This is a genomic window from Bradyrhizobium sp. 142 (assembly GCF_023074015.1).
Taxonomy (GTDB): Bacteria; Pseudomonadota; Alphaproteobacteria; order Rhizobiales; family Xanthobacteraceae; genus Bradyrhizobium.
This window is the reverse complement of the sequence record NZ_JADPKQ010000417.1, coordinates 18,432-32,591: the sequence shown is the minus strand read 5'-3', so window position 1 is coordinate 32,591 and position 14,160 is coordinate 18,432. Positions and strand designations below refer to the sequence as shown.

The window sequence follows — 14,160 nt, the reverse complement described above, 5'->3', positions numbered from 1 at the left end:
AACTCCTCACCAGTTGCGGAAGCGGCTGGGCGGGCGGTAGAGACCGCCGGAGGCCAGCATGAGATCCTTGACCGAGCGGGCCGCGAGCAGCCGGCGGTCGGCATCAAGCGGATCGATGCCGAGATCCTCGGGTCGCCTGATCACGCCGCGCTGCCTGAGCTGCTCGACCAGCTTGGCATCACGGGCACGGCCGATGTCGGTGTAGCCGGCAACGCCGCGGATCGCCTGCTCGCGCTCGTCCTTGCTGCGGCACATCAAGAGGTTGGCGATGCCTTCCTCGGTGACAATGTGGGTCACGTCGTCGGAGTAGACCATCACCGGTGCCAGATCGAGTTTGAGCTCCTGCGCCAGATCGAGCGCATCGAGCCGCTCGACGAACAGCGGGGTGTTGCGCTCGCCAAAGGTCTCGCCGATCTGCACCACCAGCTTGCGGCCGCGGCGCAGCGCTGCGTCGGAGTCCGGGTCGGCCTCGGCGCCGGCCTTGAGCCAGGGTTCGCTTGGATGGCGACGGCCGCGAGGATCGGAGCCCATGTTGGGCGCGCCGCCGAAGCCGGCGATGCGGCTGGTCGTCACCGTTGAGCTGTGGCCTTCGAGATCGATCTGGAGCGTCGATCCGATGAACATGTCGCAGGCATAGAGACCCGCGGTCTGGCAGAAGGCGCGGTTCGATCGCAGCGAGCCGTCGGGCCCGGTGAAGAAGACATCGGAGCGCGCCGCGACGTAATCCTCCATGCCGACCTCCGATCCGAAGCAGTGGATCTGCTCGACCCAGCCGGATTCGATCGCCGGAATCATCGTGGGATGCGGGTTGAGCGCGAAATGGGTGCAGACCTTGCCCTTGAGGCCGAGCTTCTCGCCATAAGTCGGCAGCAAGAGCTCGATTGCGGCGGTGTTGAAGCCGATGCCGTGATTGAGCCGCCGCACGCCATAGGGCGCGTAGATGCCCTTGATGGCGAGCATCGCCGTCAGGATCTGGGTCTCGGTGATGGCGGCGGGATCGCGGGTGAAGAGCGGCTCGACATAGAAGGGACGGCCGGCCTCGACCACGAAATGCACGAGGTCGCCGGGGATATCGACGCGCGGCACCTTGTCGACGATCTCGGTGACCTGCGCCACCACGAGGCCGTTCTTGTAGCTCGTCGCCTCGACGACCGTCGGAGTGTCTTCGGTGTTTGGCCCCGTATAGAGGTTGCCGTCCTTGTCGGCGCTCACCGCTGCGATCAAGGCGACGTTCGGCGTGAGATCGATGAAATAGCGCGCGAACAGCTCCAGGTATGTATGGACGGCGCCGAGTTCGATCTTGCGGCCGAACAGCATCTTCGCGATGCGCGCCGCTTGCGGACCGGAATAGGAAAAGTCGAGCCGCCGCGCGATGCGCTTCTCGAAGACATCGAGATGCGCGGGCAGCACCACGCCGGACTGCACCATGTGAAGGTCATGAACCTCCGCAGGGTCGAGGTTCGCAAGCGCCGAGGCGAGGATGTCGGCCTGCTTCTGATTGTCGCCCTCCAGACACACCCGGTCGCCTGACCTGATCACCGCCTTCAGAAACGCACCCAGGTTCGGGATCGGGACGACCTTTCCCTTGGCGTGCCGCTGGCCGGCCGTGAGGCGCTCACCCAGGGCGGCCTTTTGCATACCCCAATCGCTCATCTTGGCTCCTTGGCATGCCGGATTGGCTTCGATGGCCGTCAATGTATGCGTATTGCCTTCAAAAGTCAATTAGTGTATGCGTTATCTCATTAGCGACGGATATTCGCATACACAGGAGGGAATTTAAGATGGGAATGCATACAAGTAGCCCAGATTGCGTGTTCGGCAGTCCCCTCGCAGCGGGGAGGCGCTCGTGACCATTTCCGGCGTAGCTCTGCTCGCTATCTGCACTCTGCTGGGGTCCTTGCTTGGAGACCTGCTCGGCCTCGCCCTCGGTGTGAAGGCCAATGTCGGCGGCGTCGGCATTGCCATGATGTTTTTGATTGCGGCCCGGCTCTGGCTGGTGCGGCACGGCCTGCTCAGCCACGGCCTCAAGACCGGCGTCGAGTTCTGGGGCAGCTTCTACATTCCGATCGTGGTCGCCATGGCGGCCCAGCAGAACGTTGTCGCCGCGGCCAAGGGCGGTCCGATCGTGGTCATCGCTGGGCTAGGCGCAGTCGCGGTCTGTTTCGCGATGGTCGCCCTGATCGGCCGGTTTAGCGGCCCCATCGAAACGATGGACGAGATCGAGGCGCGAGAGGCGATCGAGGCGAATGTGCCCCACTTCAAGTCCGGGAGGATCGGATGACCATGATATCTCACGTTCTCGCCGCCAGTTCGCTGATCACTGCGTTCGCCGCAGTGGGCATCCTGATGTGGATCTCCGGAGCGATCTCGAAATATCTCACCTTCGGGCGCATCCACGGCTCGGCCATCGCGATTATGCTGGGGCTCTTGCTCGCGTTTTTCGGAGGCATTGCCACCGGTGGTGAAAAGGGCCTCGCCGACCTGCCGGCGCTGACCGGGATCGGGTTGATGGGAGGCGCGATGCTGCGGGATTTTGCCATCGTCGCCACCGCCTTCGAGGTCGACGTCGTCCATGCGCGCAAGGCCGGACTGATCGGTGCGGTCGCGCTCGGATTGGGGACGGTCGTTCCGTTCATTCTGGGCGTTCTCGTCGCCGCCGCGTTTGGCTACACTGACGCCGAATCGCTGACGACGATCGGCGCCGGCGCGGTCACCTACATCGTCGGTCCGGTCACGGGAGCGGCGATTGGCGCGTCATCGCCGGTTATTGCGCTCTCGATCGCGACCGGTGTATTCAAGGCGGTGATCGTGATGATCGGTACGCCCTTTGTCGCGAACATGATCGGTCTGAACAATCCGCGCAGCGCAATGGTGTTTGGCGGCTTGATGGGAACGGTCAGCGGCGTGTCAGGAGGGCTCGCGGCAACCGATCGGCGTCTGGTTCCTTACGGCGCGTTGACCGCGACGTTTCATACCGGGTTGGGATGCCTCGTCGCGCCGTCCATTCTCTACTTTACGGTGCGCGCAATCATAGGAAGCTGAATGGCAGGTCTGTTCAAAGTTGCGGCTGAGGCAGAAGACGATGGCGGTCTTCTCTCCGATCGCATCCGCAATGCGCTCACCGACGAGATTGCGTCCGGTTCGCTGGTTGCCGGTTCGGCGCTGGAAGAGCAGCAGCTTGCCGATCGTTTTGGGGCTTCCCGCACGCCGGTGCGGGAAGCGCTCCGGCAGCTCGTCGTCAGCGGGCTCGTCGAGGTGCGGGGCCGTCGCGGGCTCGTCGTTGCACGGATGACACCCGAACGCATCATGGACATGTTCGAGACGAGCGCAGAGGTGGAAGCCATGTGCGTCAGGCTCGCGACCTATCGCATGACGCCGCTGGAGCGCAGCGATCTCATCGAGCTCCACGACAGCTCGCTGGCAATGGTCGACGCCAACGACGTCGATGCGTACGACGCGTTCAACCGGCTGTTCCACGAAGGCATCTACAGCGCAACGCACAACGCGTTCATGGCCGAGCAGGCGCAGGAGGTCCGTGCGCGTCTCAGCGCCTTCCGGCGCACGCAATTGCGGCAGGGCGATCGCATCCGCAAGTCCCGCGACGAGCATGATTCCATCATGCAGGCGATTGCGGAAGGCGATGGCGATACGGCCTCTCGCAGAATGCGCGCGCACATGTTGAACGCCGCCGCGGCGCTTCGCCGCTACATCGACGATCGCGCCGGCGGACAAGGTTGAATGTGACGGCAGGATGAGCCTACTTGCGCATTTGGTGATGTAGTTTAGCCATATTGGCCCATGGTCGATTAGGCCGGGCGCCTGATGTTTTGCTTGTTCTGATGGGACGACGGCATCAGATCGACACCGCGACAAAGCGTCAGCCTAAATTAGCTTGCGCGACGCGCGATAAGAAGCGCGGCTCCGAGTCCGCACATCACTGCTCCAGAGGTCTGTCTCGTCCGCGCGATGAACGTGAGTCGCCCGGCGAGTCCATCCCTCGCTTTGGCCGCCCAACGGGTCACGATCAGGTCTACGCCAGTGTTCAAGGCGACGGAAATCGTGCCGAGCACAACGAACTGCAGAGCCACGTTCACGCTCGTGTCGACGAACTGCGGAATAAAGGCAAGGAAGAACGCGGCCGTCTTTGGATTCAGTGCCTCCACGACGATGCCTTCGCGCAGCGCACGGCCAGCGCCGGTCGTCTGGACTTCGGTCGGCGCGGGGACCCGCGCTTCCCTCCACGTCTTGATGCCGAGCCAGATGAGATAGAAGGCGCCGGCGATCTTCAGCGCAGTGAACGCTTCCGCGCTCGCCATCACCAGGGCCGAGATGCCGATCGCGCCGGCGAGCACGTGTACGAAACCACCGAGACCCAACCCGACGCTGGATGCTAATCCCTCGGTCCGGCCGCCGGCCAGCGTGCGGGCGACGATGTAGAAAATGCCCGGCCCCGGCGTGACCGCCACGACCGTAGCTGCGACCAAGAACAGCGCGAACGTCTGAAGCTCGAACATCGTATCTCTGAAAGCTAGACACGCACGGGAATTAGAGGGGCCGCGGCACGGTCCGCAGGATGCTCGCTGGCGGCCAGGCCCGCCGCGACGCTGACGCGATCGGCCATTGGACGATTCTGGCTCATCTTGCGCTTGCCTTCGAAGCGCACCACCGGGATGCGGATCCCGACGATGCCGCGCAACTGGGCGGCAATGAAATCCGCGGGAGCGTCGGAGACGGCCCATGGCTTCGCGCGCGCTGCTTCGTGCTTCCGCGTCAGGCGAGTCACAACGTCGAGCAGGCGCTCTGGATCCTGGAAGAACTCGACAGGCCCGTACGCGTGCACGGCGACGTAGTTCCAGGTCGGCACGACCTTGCCGGTCTCCTGCTTGGTCGCGTACCAGGAAGGCGTTACATAGGCCTCTGGACCCATGAAGATCGTGACCGCGTTTCCGATCGGAGGAACCTGCCACTGCGGATTGGCCTTTGCCAGATGCCCGTAGATCACGCCGTGCTCGCCCTTGCTTTCGTCGAGAAACAATGGAAGCGGCGTCGCAAGCGGGCCCTCGGCAGTCGCCGTCACCAGATTGGCCAGGCGGGCGTCGCGGATGGTCGCGCGGATACTCTCGACGTCTTCGTCCTTGAATGCGGGAGGCGTATACATGGCTTGTCTCCGTTAATGGTCAAAGGTGGTCCGCTCGGCGCGAGCGGTCATGGAGCAGGGCTACTTGTCCGTTGTGAATTCCGGCTTGCTAGTCGCATCCGGCGCGAGACGACCGATCAGTCCGTGGATGTCGCCCAAGACCCACAGATCGCTCACCTTGTCGCCTCGAAACGTGAAGACCGGCGCACCGTACCACCACACGTGGCGTCCGGTGGGCGCATGGCCGAACATCGGCTTCCGATGGATGCCGTGGAAGCGCAGCTTTCCCGAGACCGCGTTGCCCTCCTCGAGGAGATCGAGGATGTCAGACGTGTAGTTTTCCAGGGAGTCTGTCACCCATCTGACGTAGTCCGCGAACTGATCGAAGCCGACGAGGACAGGACCGAGGGAGCCCCGGAAGGTGAAGCCCGGCTGAAATATTTCAGGGATTAGAGCGACGTCCGCATTGTCCCACATGTCCTTGTAGAACTTTCGAACGACTTCTTTCTGCGGGGTTAGAGCAACCCGAGCAAAGTCCATGGCGGGCTCGAGTCCTGGCGGCGGGGCAATCATGTTTGGCCTCTCCTTGACGAACACTCGTTGCGGGCGAGCTAAAGACGGTTTAGGGACTGCTCGAGGTCGCCGAGCAAATCTGCCTCGTCTTCCAGACCAACCGACAGGCGAATCAAGTCATCTCCGACCCCCTTTTGAAGGCGCGCTTCGGGACGAACGGCGCGCCGGGCATGAACCAAGCTCGCGGGATGCATGATGAGCGTTTCAGCGTCTCCGAGACTGACGGCAAGCGTAATGAGCTTGAGATGGTCGAGAAAACAGCGGGCAGCATCAAAACCACCGCGAAGACCAAAGGACAGCATTCCAGATCCCGCTGACATTTGTCTCTTTGCGATCGCATGCCGCGGATGGGACGGCAGAAATGGATAATTCACCCAATCTACCGCCGAGTGGGCGTCGAGCATGCGCGCAATCGCAAGTGCGTTGGATCCATGGCGGTCCATCCGGAGAGGAAGCGTCTTGATCCCGCGTAAAATCAGAGAAGAAACCATCGGCGACATGACGGCACCGGTGATGTAGCGCAAGCCGCGATCACGTATGTTTTCGATCAGCTCGGTCCGTCCCAGGAGAGCCCCTCCGAGAACGTCTCCATGCCCGCTGATATATTTGGTAAGGGAGTGGAGCACGATGTCCGCTCATTGGAGAGGCCTCTGCAGCGCGGGAGATGCAAATGTGCCGTCGACGATCACCAGGAGGCCGGCCCGCCGAGCACGTTTCGCAATGGCTTCGATGTCGAGCACGTCTCCTGTGGGATTGACCGGCGTCTCAAAGTAGACGGCTCTACTGCGAGATGTGAGAACAGTATCCAGATTGGCGGGGTCATTGAGATCGACAGGGATGGTCTTTATGCCGAAGCGAGGCAAGCCCTGTTCCGTCATGGTCGTCGTATTCGAATACAAGGTCCGATGGACGATGAGTTCGTCATCTTGGGATAGGAGCGAAAGAACCAAGGCACCGAACGCGGCCATTCCCGAGGCCAGTACGACGGCATCTTCGGCACCCTCCAGATTTGCCAAGCGGGATTCCAGCAATGCGGTCGTCGGATTGAACTCCCGCCCATACAGTTTGCCCCCCAATGCGGCCACCGCATCCAATTCGGCGACGCTGTCGAAGGCGAAGGTCGACGTCATATGAATGGGATGGGATACCGCGCGGGAGTGATGGGCAGGGTCATACCCATGGTGGATCGCTCGCGTCGAGAACCCGAACCCAGGTTCATCCCTTGCAATTCGTTCCGAAGCGGCCATCGTTTGGAGATCTCCCATCTTTGCGCGAGCGGTCATTGCCTTCGGGTTTGCTTCCAGGCGCGACCGCCGGTCGCGTCGCTCTACTTTTCGGTCGATGTCATCTATTGACGTTGACGACCGTGCGCCCGCGCACTTGGCCACTCATTAGGCCGCCAGCCGCGGCGACGACGTCGTTCAGACCGATCTCGACCGCCGTCTTCTCCAAATCGGCTTCGGTAAGCAAGGAAGCGAGACGATCCCAGGCTTCGACGCGTTCTGCCTTCGGGCGGGTCACGCTGTTGATGCCGAACAGCGCCACTCCTCGCAGGATGAAGGGGGCGACGCTTGCGGGAAAATTCAATCCTTGCGCCATGCCGCACGCGGCGACCGCTCCGTCCGCTTTGATCCCGGCGCAAACATTGGCGAGCGTATGGCTGCCTACCGAGTCGATCGCAGCGATCCATCGTTCCTTCTGCAGCGGCTTGCCGGGCTGCGACAATTGTGACCGGTCGATGATCTCGGCAGCCCCCAGCCTCTTGAGATAGGGCTCCTCGTCCGGTCGGCCGGTCGAAGCCACGACGCGAAAACCGAGCTTGTGGAGAAGCATGATCGCGATGCTGCCGACGCCTCCGCCGGCGCCGGTCACCAGCACGTCACCCGCGCCGGGACGGATGCCATACTTCTCGAGGGCTACGATCGACAGCATCGCCGTATAGCCCGCGGTACCGATGATCATCGCGCGGCGGGAAGGCATCGAGGGCGGCAGCTTGATCAACCAGTCGGCTTTGACCTTTGCTCGCTGCGCCAGGCCGCCCCAATGTTGTTCGCCGACACCCCAGCCGTTGAGAACCACCCGATCTCCCGGTGAGAATGCCGGGTCGGAGCTCGACGAGACCAAGCCTGCGAAATCAATTCCGGGCACCAGCGGAAAGGATCTCACGATGGGGCCCTTGCCGGTGATCGCCAGTCCGTCCTTGTAGTTCAGCGTGCTGTACTCGACGTCGACGGTCACGTCTCCTTCGGGAAGTCGGTCTTCGGACAACTCGCATACGCCGGCGCGATATCCTCGATCGTCCTTTTCAATCAACACGGCTTTGAACAACTTGAACTCCTCTTTCACGTTCTTTCCTTGGACCGGAGCTTTGGCCCGTCCGGGCGCGGGAGACCGGCGACGAAGCCGGAGATGAAGGTATCGAGTGGAGCGCCGTTCCTGACGAGGCGCGCCCGCATCACGGCTCCCTCCCAGCCGATCCAGAAGAACTCGGCCAAGGCATCGCAGTCCGCGGCGTCTCCGATCTCGCCGGCGTCGCGCGCGAGTTCCAGGCAACGCGCCACCTTCCGCTGCCAGCCCTTGATGATTCCGTCCAAAGCGGACCTGTAATCGTCGGGCAGCGCCTCGACCTCCTGGCTGAGGTTTCCGACTAGGCAGCCGCGCGTGTAGCTGTACTTCGCCATACCCGCCTTGGCGGCTTCGACGAAGGCTCGCATGCGTGCCAACGGCGCAAGCCTTTCGTCATTCAGGGCGCGGTCCAGCTTGTGCCGGAAAAAGGAATCGTAGGCCTTCATGATTTCGCGGCCATACTCCGCCTTGCTATCGAAGTAATGGTAAAACGAGCCCTTCGGCACGGTGGCGCGGCGCAGCAATGCGTCCAAGCCCGTGGCGGCAAATCCCTGCCGAGTCATCACTTCCATTCCGCAACGGATCAGAACGTCGCGCGTCGGTGCGTACCCGACGTCGTGCCGGATCGTTTCGCCCGGGTGGCGGCGATCATCTGGAGATCTGGCCATTTGTGTCCTCAGTAGACCGATCGTCTAGAACACAAATGCCGAATCTTGGCAAGCGTGGAAACGAAGCGACGGCGTGTGCCGGGACGCCATTTTTGGCCATATTGCCGATAAACTTTGCATGTTGAAGCTTTTTTCCGCAGTTTTGCCGAGTCATTGTGCGGTTCGGTGTCACGTCACGTTAGTTTCGTACTTGACACAAAGTGTCCTTAGATCGAAGGTCGGCCATTCTTCGAGAGAGGTGCTACATGTTTCGAGTTTTCCGAAAAGCCGCTTCGATTGTCGCCGGTGCGGCCGTTCTTTTCCTTGGCCCCATTGCTGAGCCGGTCGATGCGGCCGATGCCTATCCCTCGACCACGATCAAGCTGGTCGTCGGCTTCCCGGCGGGAGGCCCGACCGACATCATTGGGCGCGTCATCGGCCGTCTGCTCTCGAAGGAGTTGAATCAGACCGTCATCGTCGAGAACAATGGTGGTGCCGGCGGAATGATCGCCGCGTCAAACGTCTCCCGCGCGAAGCCCGACGGGTACACGCTTCTGGTCGCGGTGGAGTCCTCGAATACTCGCGCCAGGGCACTCTATGCGTCCGTGCGCTACGATCAGCAGAATGGCTTCACCTACATTCGGAAGGTTGCGAAACAGCGGAACCTGCTCGTGGTGAACCCGAAATTTCCAGTATCCAGTGTTCCGGAACTCGTCGCCTATCTGAAAGCGCACCCTGGGGAGGTAAACTTCGGCGGCACGTTCGGAGCGACGTCCCATGTCGGCGGCACGCTATTCGACATGGCCTACGATACGAAGATGTCGTTCATCAACTATTCGGGCGGCAATCAACCAGTTGTCGATTGCATGTCGGGCATCCTGCAGGTGGGCTTCTTCACCGAAGCCACGATCGGTCAGCAGGTCAAGGCCGGATCCCTGAAGGCGCTCGCGGTGACCTCGGCCGACCGGTCGCCGGCTTTCCCGGATCTGCCGACGATCGAGCAAGCCGGTGGCAAGCCTCTCGATATCTCGCCGTGGTTCGGCGTCGCGGGTCCGCCGAACCTTCCCGCGGACGTCGTCGCCAAGGTTGGCGCCGCACTCGACAAGGCTTCGAGCGATCCGGAATTCCTGAAGCAACTGGAAACGATCGGCGCCACGCTCATCACTGGTTCAACGGTGGAGAGCTTCACGGCCGACGTCGGACGGGAAGAGGCCTACTGGAACAAGTGGGCCAAGGACATCGGGGCGTCTCTTCAGAAGTAGCTCGCCGAAGGATCTCCTATGGACTTCTATCATCAGTACGACGCTTATCTCTCCGCCGAGGAGCGTGATCACGTGCTGAAGGCGCGGGCGTTCTGCGCCGGTGCCTTCTCCGAGAGCGTCTTCGCCGCGCATACGGCGGGTGAGGCATTTCCGGAAAAGTGGATCGCCGAGTGGGCCGCTCTCGGCATGCTGGGACTTCAGGCCAAGCGCGCTCACGGTGGCCTGGAAGCGTCATACCTGTGCAAAGTCCGCGTCGCGCAGGAAATGGCGCGCCACGGGTTTGCGGCCGCGTTCTGCCTGAACCATCACCAAGGCGGAGCGACGCGCCTGTCACAGACCGGTACGTCGATCCAGATCGAGCGCCTGCTGCAGCCCGCGCTGCGCGGCGAGCTTCTTCTGACCACCGCCATGACCGAGCCAGCGGGTGGCAGCGATGTCTCCGCCCTTACCACGACGGCCGTTCCGGTCAACGGCGGCTGGGCTCTGAGCGGCACCAAGGCGTGGATAACGGACGGCCTGCTGGTGGGTGGTCTGATCGTCCTGGCCCGCGTGGGCGACGCTGCGGGGGCGGGTGACATCGCCAGCTTCTACGTGCCTTTCGGCCAGGCCGAGACGGTGAAGCGGACCGAGATCGCTGTTCCTGGAGCGCGTTCCTTCCGTCTGGCCGAAGTGGCCTTCGACGCTCACTTCATTCCCGAGTGGTGTCTGATCGCAGCGCCGGGCGCCGCGCTCAAGGCATCTATGGCATCGGTCAACGCGGCCCGCGTTCACGTGGCCGCCATGTGCGTCGCGACGCTGCATGCGGCGCTGTGCGAGGCGGTGGGCTACTGCGAAGGCCGGCAGGCCTTCGGAAAGCCGCTGACCGGACATCAGGGCCTGCGCTGGGAGCTGGCGGAGGTGTCGGTCCGGCTCGAGGCCGCCAACGCGCTCGTCTTCCGCGCCGCCGAGCAGATACAGACCGGGGGAAATCCGGTCGCGCTGGCTGCGCAAGCCAAGAAGTTCGCTGTCGACACCGCGCTTTGGGGCATCGATCAGTGCGTCCGGATCCTGGGCGCGACGGGCGCCGGCGCGGGCCACCGCCTGAACATGCATTTCGCCGAGGTCCGGATGGCGGCCTACGCCGACGGCACTAACGAGATGCTGCTCGACCGGGTCGGCCGCGGCATGTCCGCGACGTATCCCAAATCAATCCCGTAGCAAACACGGCGGACGAAACGATGCGCAACGTAGTGGTTGAGGACGCGGCGGCCGCCGTGGAAGGCATCAAGGACGGCGACACCGTCATGATGGGCGGATTCGGCGGAGCAGGTCTTCCGCTCGGAGTGGTCAAGGCGGTGCTCGACCGGGGTGTGCGCGACCTGACGCTGATATCGAACAACGCCGGCTCCACGGAGGACGATCTGTCGCTGTGGTTCGAAGCCAGGATCGTTCGCAAGATCGTCTGCTCCTATCCGCGGAGCGCTAAGCAGTTCGCCGAACAATATCGTGCAGGCACCGTCGAGCTCGAGCTGGTTCCGCAGGGCACCTTGGTGGAGCGCATCCGGGCGGGCGGCGCCGGGATCGGCGGCTTCCTTTCTCCCGTCGGCGTCGGAACGGTGTTCGCGGACGGCAAGGAGAAGATCGTCGTCGACGGACGCGAATTCATTCTTGAGCTACCGCTTCGTGCAGATTTCGCTTTCGTCAAAGGTCATCTCGCCGACACGCTCGGCAACGTCACCTACAACAAGACGGCGCGCAACCACTGCGCGGTCATGGCGACCGCCGGCCGGACAGTGGCCGTGGAGGTCGATCGCGTGGTCGAGGTCGGCGATTTGGATCCGGAAGCCATCGTCACTCCCTGCATCTTCGTCGATCGCGTTTTCGCAAGGAGCTCCCAATGACGCCGCTTTCACGCGACGCGCTGGCGCGCATGGTCGCACTTCATTTGCCGCAGGAAGGGTTCGTCAATCTCGGTATCGGCGCCCCGACGCACGTCGCTGACTACCTACCGGAGGGGTCGGGCGTGATCCTTCACAGCGAGAACGGCGTCCTCAACGTGGGTCCGAAGCCGGCGGCGGGCGAAGAGGACTGGAATCTCATCAATGCGGGGAAGATGCCCATCTCGCTCCGGACCGGCGGTTCGTACTTCGACTCCAGCCTCTCGTTCGCGATGATGCGAGGCGGTCATCTCGACGTCGCCGTGCTCGGAGCCTTTCAGGTGTCCAAGGACGGTGATCTCGCCAACTGGACGACCGGTGACAACGGGTCGCCGCCCGGCATCGGCGGAGCCATCGATCTGGCGGTCGGCGCCAAGTCGATCTGGGTGATGATGGACCACTCCACGAAGGATGGCCGCTCCCGCATCGTGGAGCGATGCGGGTATCCACTCACCGCACGCAGAGTGGTGACCCGCATCTTCACCAGCCTCGCCATCATCGACGTGGCCGAGGGAGGACTGGCGGTCCGAGCGCTGCTCGACGGCCTCGCGATCGGGGCGCTGCGAGATCGGACGGAGGCGCCACTGCGCGTCATGGGCGATCCCCTGACCATCAGGCAGGACGGGAGCGTCGCATGAGCTATCGCGTCGCCGAACTCGTCGTGGACAGCCTCGTCGCCCATGAGGTCGACCGGGCTTTCGGTGTGCCGGGGGAGAGCTTCCTGGCCCTGCTGGACGCACTGCGCGATCGAAACGATTTCGACCTGGTGACCTGCCGCCACGAGGGTAGCGCGAGCCTCGCGGCCGTAGCCGACGCCAAGCTCACCGGCCGCGCCGGCGTCGTGATGGCGAGTCGTGGTCCGGGCGCCTTCAACGCCGCGCTTGGACTGCACGTCGCGGCGCAGGAGGCGATTCCGCTGGTGATGCTGGTCGGTCAAGTCGACCGTCCGAACCTTGCGCGCGACGCCGTGCAGGAGATCGACTGTGGTCGTTCGTTCAATGGCGTGCTGAAGTGGTCCGTGCGTCTGAACTCGGCGGATCTCGTTCCTGAGATGATGGCCCGTGCGTTCGTGGTGGCCCAAGCCGGAACGCCCGGTCCCGTCGCCATCGAACTGCCGGAAGATCTCCTTGAGGATACGGCCGAGGGATTTGCGGCCACGGCCAACGGGGCCGTGCGTCCTGAGCCGGGCGCTGCGGCCATCGAACAGGCGAGGGCGGCATTGACGGCGGCGGAGCGGCCGATCCTGCTGGTCGGCGGCGAATGCCGGACGGCATCGTTCCGCGAAGATCTGGTCGCGTTTTCCGAGAAATGGAACGTGCCGGTCGTCACCATGAACAAGATGCAGGACCAATTCCCGAACTCTCACCCGCTGTGGGCCGGTCAGTTCGGGTTCTTCACGTCTCAGCCTCATGTGAAACTGCTCGAACGCGCCGACCTCGTCGTTGCCGTCGGAACACGTCTGGGCGATCTGTCCTCGCTTGGCTTCGCATTTCCGAGACAGGCCGAGCCGCGCCAGCCGCTCGTCCACGTCTATCCGGATCCCGATACGATCGGAAAGCGCGTCCGGACCGACGTCGCGGTCGTATCCGGATCGCACGCGTTCGTGTCGGCCATGCTTGCCGCGCCCGCGACGGCGCGGGACCGCACCGAGTGGTTCCACGCGGCTGCCGCGGCGCGGACGGCCACGCATGGTTGGCCTCGGTTCGGCGTACCATCGGCGGACGTCTTCGGTCACGCGGTGGCGGCCATCGCCGCGCACTTCAGGCCCGATGGCATCGTCACGACTGACTCCGGCAATTTCGCCGGATGGGTCCATCGCATCTTCAGCCTCGAGCCGACCGCGCGGCTGCTCGGCTCGGCTTGCGGGGCGATGGGCAGTGGGGTCCCGTCCGGGCTCGCTGCCAGCCTTCGCTTTCCGGGGCGGCAAGTGGTCGCCTTCTGCGGAGACGGCGGCTTCCTGATGACGGGCAATGAGCTTGCGACGGCCGTCGCCAGAGGCGCGAACCTCAAGATCGTCGTATCCAATAACCGGTCCTACGGGACCATCCGGTCGCACCAGGAGCGGGCCTTTCCCGATCGTCCGTACGGCACGGATCTGTCGAATCCCGACTTTGCCGCTTTGGCACGCGCCTTCGGCGCGACGGGCTTCGTCATCGAGGACGCGGAACGTGCCCCGGGGACGGTCGCGGAGGCGATGACGACCAAAGGACCGGTCGTCATCGAGGTGCGATCGGACGTGCGCCAGACGCTCGACAAATCGCTCGCCGCCTCACGTTGAA

The 14,160-nt window shown here is 63.3% G+C and carries 14 protein-coding genes and 1 pseudogene; 8 read left to right on the top strand and 7 right to left on the bottom strand.

Annotation, left to right across the window (positions count from 1 at the left end; all coding sequences use genetic code 11):
- Window positions 1–6 precede the first annotated feature (6 nt).
- Complete coding sequence (gene mdcA, locus IVA82_RS38755) at window positions 7–1,653, bottom strand: malonate decarboxylase subunit alpha (RefSeq protein WP_247386180.1); 1,647 nt, start codon at window positions 1,651–1,653, stop codon at window positions 7–9.
- A 193-nt stretch (window positions 1,654–1,846) separates the two neighbouring features.
- On the opposite strand from mdcA, the gene madL reads away from it, so the two are divergent.
- Genes madL through IVA82_RS38740 form a run of 3 tightly spaced genes read left to right on the top strand, consistent with a single transcriptional unit; the run spans window position 1,847 to window position 3,738 of the window.
- Window positions 1,847–2,281: a malonate transporter subunit MadL gene (madL, locus tag IVA82_RS38750; RefSeq protein ID WP_247386181.1), complete on the top strand. Its 435-nt coding sequence runs from the start codon at window positions 1,847–1,849 to the stop codon at window positions 2,279–2,281.
- The gene (gene madM, locus IVA82_RS38745) at window positions 2,278–3,042 is read left to right on the top strand and encodes a malonate transporter subunit MadM (protein WP_247386183.1); all 765 of its coding nucleotides are present in this window, start codon (window positions 2,278–2,280) and stop codon (window positions 3,040–3,042) included. The genes madL and madM overlap by 4 nt, the downstream gene beginning before the upstream one ends.
- The gene (locus IVA82_RS38740; protein WP_247386184.1) at window positions 3,043–3,738 is read left to right on the top strand and encodes a GntR family transcriptional regulator; all 696 of its coding nucleotides are present in this window, start codon (window positions 3,043–3,045) and stop codon (window positions 3,736–3,738) included.
- A 149-nt stretch (window positions 3,739–3,887) separates the two neighbouring features.
- Here IVA82_RS38740 and IVA82_RS38735 read toward each other — a convergent pair whose 3' ends face one another.
- From IVA82_RS38735 to IVA82_RS38710, 6 genes and pseudogenes are all read right to left on the bottom strand, one after another.
- Window positions 3,888–4,514, bottom strand: a complete 627-nt coding sequence (locus tag IVA82_RS38735; protein ID WP_247493832.1) for a LysE family translocator — start codon at window positions 4,512–4,514, stop codon at window positions 3,888–3,890.
- A 14-nt stretch (window positions 4,515–4,528) separates the two neighbouring features.
- Window positions 4,529–5,158, bottom strand: coding sequence for an FMN-binding negative transcriptional regulator (locus IVA82_RS38730; RefSeq protein WP_247493831.1), 630 nt, complete (start codon window positions 5,156–5,158; stop codon window positions 4,529–4,531).
- A 60-nt stretch (window positions 5,159–5,218) separates the two neighbouring features.
- Complete coding sequence (locus tag IVA82_RS38725; protein ID WP_247493830.1) at window positions 5,219–5,710, bottom strand: ester cyclase; 492 nt, start codon at window positions 5,708–5,710, stop codon at window positions 5,219–5,221.
- 38 nt (window positions 5,711–5,748) lie between these two features.
- A pseudogene (locus IVA82_RS38720) lies at window positions 5,749–6,957 on the bottom strand (PLP-dependent aspartate aminotransferase family protein).
- Window positions 6,958–7,054: 97 nt separating this feature from the next.
- On the bottom strand, window positions 7,055–8,038 hold the full coding sequence (locus tag IVA82_RS38715) for an MDR family oxidoreductase (protein WP_247493829.1): 984 nt from the start codon (window positions 8,036–8,038) through the stop codon (window positions 7,055–7,057).
- Between the two features lie 14 nt (window positions 8,039–8,052).
- Window positions 8,053–8,619, bottom strand: a complete 567-nt coding sequence (locus IVA82_RS38710) for a TetR/AcrR family transcriptional regulator (RefSeq protein WP_247493828.1) — start codon at window positions 8,617–8,619, stop codon at window positions 8,053–8,055.
- Window positions 8,620–8,969: 350 nt separating this feature from the next.
- On the opposite strand from IVA82_RS38710, the gene IVA82_RS38705 reads away from it, so the two are divergent.
- The 5 genes from IVA82_RS38705 to IVA82_RS38685 are packed head-to-tail and all read left to right on the top strand — an operon-like array spanning window position 8,970 to window position 14,159.
- Window positions 8,970–9,965 carry a tripartite tricarboxylate transporter substrate binding protein gene (locus IVA82_RS38705; RefSeq protein WP_247493827.1) on the top strand — a complete coding sequence of 332 codons (996 nt, stop codon included), beginning with the start codon at window positions 8,970–8,972 and terminating at the stop codon, window positions 9,963–9,965.
- 18 nt (window positions 9,966–9,983) lie between these two features.
- The gene (locus tag IVA82_RS38700; protein ID WP_247493826.1) at window positions 9,984–11,162 is read left to right on the top strand and encodes an acyl-CoA dehydrogenase family protein; all 1,179 of its coding nucleotides are present in this window, start codon (window positions 9,984–9,986) and stop codon (window positions 11,160–11,162) included.
- A gap of 20 nt (window positions 11,163–11,182) precedes the next feature.
- The gene (locus IVA82_RS38695) at window positions 11,183–11,845 is read left to right on the top strand and encodes a 3-oxoacid CoA-transferase subunit A (protein WP_247493825.1); all 663 of its coding nucleotides are present in this window, start codon (window positions 11,183–11,185) and stop codon (window positions 11,843–11,845) included.
- Entirely contained in the window at window positions 11,842–12,519 is a 678-nt protein-coding gene (locus IVA82_RS38690) for a 3-oxoacid CoA-transferase subunit B (protein WP_247493824.1), read from the top strand. Before IVA82_RS38695 ends, IVA82_RS38690 begins: the two co-directional genes overlap by 4 nt.
- Complete coding sequence (locus IVA82_RS38685) at window positions 12,516–14,159, top strand: thiamine pyrophosphate-dependent enzyme (protein ID WP_247493823.1); 1,644 nt, start codon at window positions 12,516–12,518, stop codon at window positions 14,157–14,159. Before IVA82_RS38690 ends, IVA82_RS38685 begins: the two co-directional genes overlap by 4 nt.
- Window position 14,160: the final 1 nt, after the last annotated feature.